Below are 5918 nucleotides of genomic sequence, written 5' to 3' on the forward strand. Positions count from 1 at the left end.
GAGGGGGCGGTGATCGGGGTGGAGTTCTCCGGCCGGGAGGCGAGCAGGTCGTCGGCGGTGCCCGGAAGTCCCAGCCAGCCGTGGTCGGCCGGTGGGACCGAGCCGGTGGAGTTCTGACTGTCCAGCTTGCCCTCCGGGATGTCCCAGGCCGCCCTGGCGCGCCCGGTCAAGCTCCGCTGGCGCGTTGAGCTCGCGGGTGTGGGTGTTGAGGAGGAACGTGACCTGTGCGTGCTTGGACTCGCCGAGAAAGCCCGCCTCGGGCGCGTCCGGTCAGCACAGGCTGTCCCAGTTGATCTCGTCCGCGTTCGGGCCGATCGCCGCCGTGAAGGCTCCTCAATGGTGCAGACCGTCAGGTCGAACCCCTCCCACTCCACCGGCAGTCGCCCTTCGTGCGCATCCGGGTCTGCCGGCAGACCGGGCCTCTGGAACGACCAACGAGTCGTCCCGTCATTGCGGCTGCCGAGAGTCTTCTCGGATCTCCTTCACCGCCTCCCCGAAGAGTTCCCGAGCCCGGGTGAACCAGTCCGTCAGCACCGCTATCTCCTCGGTGTCGTAGTCGGCGAAGAGGGCGTCCAGGCGCTGGTACAGGGGGCCGTACACCGCCAGGATGCGCTGCTGAGCCGTCTCCTCCATCACAACGACCACGCGTCGGCGGTCTCTCGGATCCGGGCTGCGCCGGATGTAGCCGGCCTTTTCCAGCCGGTTCAGCACACCCGTCACCGCCCCCGTGGTCAGTCTCGCCTGATCCGCCAGGTCACCGGCGACCAGGGATTCGCCGGCCATGGATGCCTCGATGACGAAGCCAAGGCAGGTGAGGTCGGTGACGTTGAGACCGAGTCGGCGTGCGATGTCCTGCTGGCCGAACTGCGCTGTCGCGATCATCCGGTCCATGGCGTAGAGCGCCTGCTCGCTCGTCGCGGCCGGACGCGCCTTGCGGTGCACCACAAATTCCCCTTAGCATCTAAGATACTTATCTCGCGAGATAAGCCATTGGATGGTGGTCGTCGTGCGGACCACCTCCTCTCCCTCATCCTTACAGCCCTCAAGGAGCAGGCTCATGTTCATCCACGGAGACGATCCGTACGACCTGGGTCATACACTCGCCGGCTGGACCGGAGTGACCGTGGCGACCCTGGGTTCCGGGCTGTGCGGTCTCGGCGTGATCGTGCCCTCTGGGACGATTGTCGGCGTCGGCGTCGGCGTTCTCGTCCTGGCGCTTCTCGTTACATGGATGCTTCACCTGGCAGGTTGGGGCAAGCCGAGCGGGCCGCGCCCGGTTGAGCAGTGGGGCTGGCGCGTCCGGGACGTCAGTGCGCGGGCGGGGCACCCCGGCTGCCTGGGGTGCCGCCTGGCGGGGCGGCGTGGCGCAACGAATGAAGAGCCCGCTGCTGAAGCGGAACCTTCCGGGACCGGGTTCGAGGTCATCACGTCGACGTCCGCCTGATGACCGCACGTCGAGCCCAGGCCGGCACCATGCGCGACGACCTGCTTCTCGAAGCCCTGGTCGACCAGCACCTTCTCGCTGGGGTGCCGCCGACGTGCTCGACCATCTGGTCCACGCTGCAGCGGCGTTCAACCACTTGCGGGCCTTGTACTGCTCTGGATCGAAGGCTGGAGGCCGCCCGCCGACCGATCCTCGGCGCTTTCGGCTAGCGATCTGGTCGGACCGTTCAGGGATGACCGCTCGGATGCCGCGGCGCCGTGAGCCGGTCCGGTCGGCTTGTGACAATCACGTCCTGTCGGCGATGACCGCCTCAGGCCTGCGACGGGGACGGGGACGGGGACGGGGACGGCCTGCGGATACACGGGGCACTGACACCGCGTCCAGCACCGTGTCGAACACCGTGGAGTCGTTGACGTCGCCTGGGGCGACGACGCGAGTGCCTGGCCCCGCGGGGACGGTGCACCCTCACCGGCTGCCGCGCGTCGCGACGGGCTCAGCCGCCCTGGAGCCGCAGCCGGAAAGCGGGGCAGACGTCCGGGTCGTCGTCCGCGTAGAGCTAGGTGCGCCCGTCATCCTCGGCGATCGACAGAGAGTCGAGGGTGTCCCCATCCAGGAAGCGCTCCGGTGCGGTGAAGGAGAGGGGCAGCAGGACCATGTGGCCGGGACGGCCCGGTGGCCTATCGCGCTGGCGATCGGCGATCGCGTCAGCTCGGCAGGCCTGTGAAGGCCGTTGGCACGCTGGTGCTACCAGGCCCGTCTGGGGTGTTCGGGCTTGGCCTCTTCGCCGCTTGCACATGTCGCCCGTAGTGGGATGGCGGCGAAAGACCTGCCACTGGACGCGGCTTGAGGATCAGGACGGCAAGGTTCCGCCGTCGACCTCACGCCAGAAGGCGTCGACCCGTGCGTTGAACATGTCCGGGGACTCCTGGAACGGCTGATGTGCCTCCCCCGCCATGCTCTCGAAGCGGGCGCCCGGGATGGCATCGGCCACGACCCGTCCGAGCCGCGCCGGCGTGGCGATGTCCTGTTCGCCGGCCAGGACGAGGCTCGGAGCGGTGATGCCAGGCAGCCTGTCGAGCGTGTCATGCCGCATGAACGGCTCCAGTTGACGCTGGAATGCCTCGGCGGGCTGCGGGTACGGGAAGGCGAGCATTTCGTCGATGATCCGCTGCACCGTGCCGTCGGCGTGGGCGCGGGGCGTGTAGATCCACAGGAGGAACGCCTCCTGCATGGCGCGCTCGTCGGGCGCCTCCGTCACCAGCCAGTGCCAGAAGCGGGTCATGGCGGTGAAGTAGGCGTCCGCCCGTGCCCAGGTACTCATGAGGACGAGGCTGCGGACCCTCTCCGGGTGACGGAGCGCCAGCTCCTGAGCGATCGCGCTGCCGCCCGAGAAACCGGCGACATGCGCCCTGTCGACCTGGAGCACACGGAGCAGGTCTGCGGCGTCGTCGGCCATCATGGCCACGGTCATGGGCCCCTCGGGCAACGGCGTCCGCCCCGACCCTCGGTTGTCGAAGGCGATGACCCGGTACCGGTCCGACAGCCCGTCGAGCTGCGCCTGCCACGCCTCGGCGGGGTCGCTCAGCCCCGCGATCAGCAGGACATCGGGACCTTGGCCTCGAATCTCGGTCCAGATCGTGGTTCCGTTGGCTTCGACGTACTCGCCCATGGATGCACCTCCTACGTCATGATCTCCACAGTCGGCCGGTGGACGAATACCGCCGCGCCACGCCGCCACCGATGCATAGAGAGGTCACCTGATCGGCGGGACACCCGCGCGCGGAGCCACCTCCGAACCGGAGAGGAACATCCTCCGATGTGGCCGCTCGACGGCCGAGGCTATGACTGATATCTCGTCGCCGACCTGGAGATCTCCGTCGGACCTCCTCGGAGGCCGCGCCGGCCGCCTCGCCACCGACCACGCCCAAAGCATCGACCCCCGCCCCGTCATCCCCCGCGCCCTGACTCTCACCTTGAAGTTCGCGGGCGGCACCTCGTGGGAGAAGGCCCGCCGCTCGGCCGCGCGTCTGCCCACGACGACGACATCCGGCAGCTCGCCTACCAGCTGATGGACGCCGTCGGCCCGATGACCAGGGCAGTCCGGCTACCGGTCTGGCGGGGGAGGAGACCGACCTTCGGCGAGAACTGTTACGGGCAGGCTCCTAGCATGATCAGATGCTTCCTGATGATGCCCAGAAGTCCGAGACGGTACGGGGAGTCGGGTCTGGCGACGCTGCAGCCGGTCTCCCCGACGGATCACGCCATGGCGATGCGGGGGAGAATCCTCATCCTGTTGCCGACCTGGTTGGGTGGGCGGCGGACCTGGTCGAGCCGGTCAAGCCGAAGCTGCGTGGCTGGCTTCACGCCGCGATGGTCCCCGCCTCCTTGAGCGCCGGCATCGTCCTGGTCTGCCTGGCCCGGACGCCGGCGACCTGGGCTTGCGTCGTGTACTCCGTGACCGCCTGGCTGCTGTTCGGGACGAGCGCCGTCTACCACCTGGGCACATGGGGGCCAGTGGGTGAGGCCGTTCTGCGTCGCCTCGACCACGCCAACATCTTTCTGATCATCGCTGGAACCTGCACCCCTCTGGCCGTGCTCCTTTCCCCCGACCGGCAAGCTCTGCTGCTGTGGATTGTGTGGACGGGTGCGCTGGCCGGCATTGCCTTTCGTGTCCTGTGGGTCAGTGCTCCCCGCTGGCTGTACACCCCCTGCTACCTGGCCCTGGGGTGGGCACCGGTGCGTTACCTGCCCGACTTCCTGCACAGCGGCGGAGCGGCCGTAGTCACCCTGATAGTGACCGGCGGTCTCCTCTACAGCGCGGGAGCGGTGGTGTACGCCGTCCAACGCCCCAACCCCTCGCCCCTCTGGTTCGGCTTCCACGAGGTGTTCCACGCTCTGACCGTGGCAGCCTTCACCATGCACTACATCGCCATCTCCCTCGCCGTCTACTGACCGCAGCAGCCGGATTACTCCGGCGTCACGGTTCTGTCGCCCCATTCGCGCACCGATCGGGGAATGCGGCATGCACTGAGGGCCCGACCGGCGTGCGCCGGTCGGGCCCTCACCGCTGTTCTGGGGCAGCGGGCGTCTGTCGCGTCGGTCAGACGGACAGAGGAGTGCCGAGCATCGCGGAAGCCCGCTGCAACGGGCTTTCGATGGGGGCGGGTGCGGCCTCGGGGAGGGTGCGGCAGGTGAAGCCGAGCCGGGCCATGGCCCTCAGGACCTCGCCGGCGCTGAAGTCGCGGCGGTCCTGGCGGGTGATGACCTGGCCGACCTGCTTGGCGGGGTAGTGGCGCCGTCCGATGATCACGGACTCACCGGTGACCGGCTCGGGCTTGATGCCCTTCATCGATTCCAGCACGCCGCTCTTGGTCAGGTCGAACGGGAAGCGGGCGATGACACAGCGCATGATGCCTCACAGGCAGAAGAGGAAACGGGGCCGACCGCCGTGCGGCGGTTCAGCGGGAGAGAGTGAGGACGCCCAGGGCGCTGCCGTGTTCGTCGACCACGGGCACGGGCCCGGGCCGCCCGTGGGGCATCGCGTCCTCGGCTTCGGCCCTCGTGGCCGAAGGTGAGACGAACGGCCCGCTGCCGTCGGTGATGTCACTCAGGCGGATCCGGTCGGTGTATCCGCAGCTGTCCCGGACGGTGGTGAGCTGGGCGTGGGTGACCAGGCCCACGCACCGGGCGTCTTCGTCGCAGACGATATCGACCACCGTGCCTTGCAGGGGATGAGCGCTCACGGAGCGGGTCTGCAACTGGACCAGTGTCAAAGGGTGCCTCCTGCGCAGATGGGCCGGGTTCCTGATTTCTATGCGGTCGCCCCGGCAGTGGACTGGTGTGCGGGGGCGTGGCGGGTCGCCGAGGCGGGGCGGCGTCGGCCGCGTGAGGTGGTGCTGCGCTTCTTGGGGCGTTCGGCCGCCGGTGTGGTGATGACGACCGGGATGCCGGTCGGGGTCTGGGCGCCGGTGATGCGGTGCAGGGCTTCTTCTCCGGTGCGGACCTGGGTGGTCTGCGGGACGATGCCGGCCGCTGCCATGAGGCGGGTCATGCCGCGCCGCTGGTTCGGGGTGACGAGGGTGACGACGCTGCCGGACTCGCCGGCGCGGGCGGTGCGGCCGCCGCGGTGGAGGTAGTCCTTGTGGTCGGTCGGCGGGTCGACGTTGACGACCAGGTCGAGGTTGTCGACGTGGATGCCGCGCGCTGCGACGTTGGTGGCGACCAGCACGTTGACGTGCCCGGTCTTGAACTGTGCCAGGGTGCGGGTGCGCTGTGGCTGTGACTTCCCGCCGTGCAGGGCCGCGGCCCGTACTCCACTGTTCAGGAGGTGCTCGGTGAGGCGGTCGACGGCGTGCTTGGTGTCGAGGAACATGATCACGCGGCCGTCGCGTGCGGCGATCTCGGTGGTGGCGGTGTGCTTGTCGGTGCCGTGGACGTGCAGCACGTGGTGCTCCATCGTCGTGACCGCGCCGGC

General features: G+C 68.9%; 7 protein-coding genes and 1 pseudogene. 2 read left to right on the forward strand and 6 right to left on the reverse strand.

Annotated elements, in window-relative coordinates; all coding sequences use genetic code 11:
• Window positions 1-447: 447 nt before the first annotated feature.
• Complete coding sequence (locus tag CCN42_RS26070; protein ID WP_211294799.1) at window positions 448-891, reverse strand: MarR family transcriptional regulator; 444 nt, start codon at window positions 889-891, stop codon at window positions 448-450.
• A gap of 166 nt (window positions 892-1057) precedes the next feature.
• Between CCN42_RS26070 and CCN42_RS26075 the strand changes: the two genes are divergently transcribed.
• Window positions 1058-1444, forward strand: a complete 387-nt coding sequence (locus CCN42_RS26075; RefSeq protein WP_086739275.1) for an HGxxPAAW family protein — start codon at window positions 1058-1060, stop codon at window positions 1442-1444.
• 138 nt (window positions 1445-1582) lie between these two features.
• Here CCN42_RS26075 and CCN42_RS46210 read toward each other — a convergent pair.
• Together CCN42_RS46210 and CCN42_RS26085 are read right to left on the reverse strand one after the other, a co-directional pair.
• A pseudogene (locus tag CCN42_RS46210) lies at window positions 1583-1876 on the reverse strand (IS5/IS1182 family transposase); the annotation flags it as partial.
• Window positions 1877-2294: 418 nt separating this feature from the next.
• Window positions 2295-3113 carry an alpha/beta fold hydrolase gene (locus CCN42_RS26085; RefSeq protein WP_086739276.1) on the reverse strand — a complete coding sequence of 273 codons (819 nt, stop codon included), beginning with the start codon at window positions 3111-3113 and terminating at the stop codon, window positions 2295-2297.
• A 506-nt stretch (window positions 3114-3619) separates the two neighbouring features.
• Here CCN42_RS26085 and trhA point away from each other — a divergent pair.
• A complete protein-coding gene (trhA, locus tag CCN42_RS26095; protein WP_086739278.1) occupies window positions 3620-4396 on the forward strand; it encodes a PAQR family membrane homeostasis protein TrhA in 777 nt (258 codons plus the stop codon).
• A gap of 148 nt (window positions 4397-4544) precedes the next feature.
• On the opposite strand, the gene CCN42_RS26100 is transcribed toward trhA, so the two are convergent.
• The 3 genes from CCN42_RS26100 to CCN42_RS26110 form a co-directional block, all read right to left on the reverse strand.
• Window positions 4545-4853: an SCO5918 family protein gene (locus tag CCN42_RS26100; RefSeq protein ID WP_086739280.1), complete on the reverse strand. Its 309-nt coding sequence runs from the start codon at window positions 4851-4853 to the stop codon at window positions 4545-4547.
• Window positions 4854-4902: 49 nt separating this feature from the next.
• On the reverse strand, window positions 4903-5217 hold the full coding sequence (locus tag CCN42_RS26105) for a CBS domain-containing protein (RefSeq protein ID WP_086739282.1): 315 nt from the start codon (window positions 5215-5217) through the stop codon (window positions 4903-4905).
• A gap of 38 nt (window positions 5218-5255) precedes the next feature.
• On the reverse strand, window positions 5256-5918 hold a 663-nt coding region (locus tag CCN42_RS26110), incomplete at its 5' end, for a helicase-related protein (protein ID WP_169731524.1).

Source organism: Streptomyces glaucescens (genome assembly GCF_002154375.1).
Classification (GTDB): Bacteria; Actinomycetota; Actinomycetes; order Streptomycetales; family Streptomycetaceae; genus Streptomyces; species Streptomyces glaucescens.

What these genes read in the sequence shown, in the direction of transcription:
- CCN42_RS26070 (WP_211294799.1), bottom strand. Translation starts at nt 891, where the DNA reads ATGGACCGGATGATCGCGACAGCGCAGTTCGGCCAGCAGGACATCGCA.
- CCN42_RS26075 (WP_086739275.1), top strand. Translation starts at nt 1,058, where the DNA reads ATGTTCATCCACGGAGACGATCCGTACGACCTGGGTCATACACTCGCC.
- CCN42_RS26085 (WP_086739276.1), bottom strand. Translation starts at nt 3,113, where the DNA reads ATGGGCGAGTACGTCGAAGCCAACGGAACCACGATCTGGACCGAGATT.
- trhA (WP_086739278.1), top strand. Translation starts at nt 3,620, where the DNA reads ATGCTTCCTGATGATGCCCAGAAGTCCGAGACGGTACGGGGAGTCGGG.
- CCN42_RS26100 (WP_086739280.1), bottom strand. Translation starts at nt 4,853, where the DNA reads ATGCGCTGTGTCATCGCCCGCTTCCCGTTCGACCTGACCAAGAGCGGC.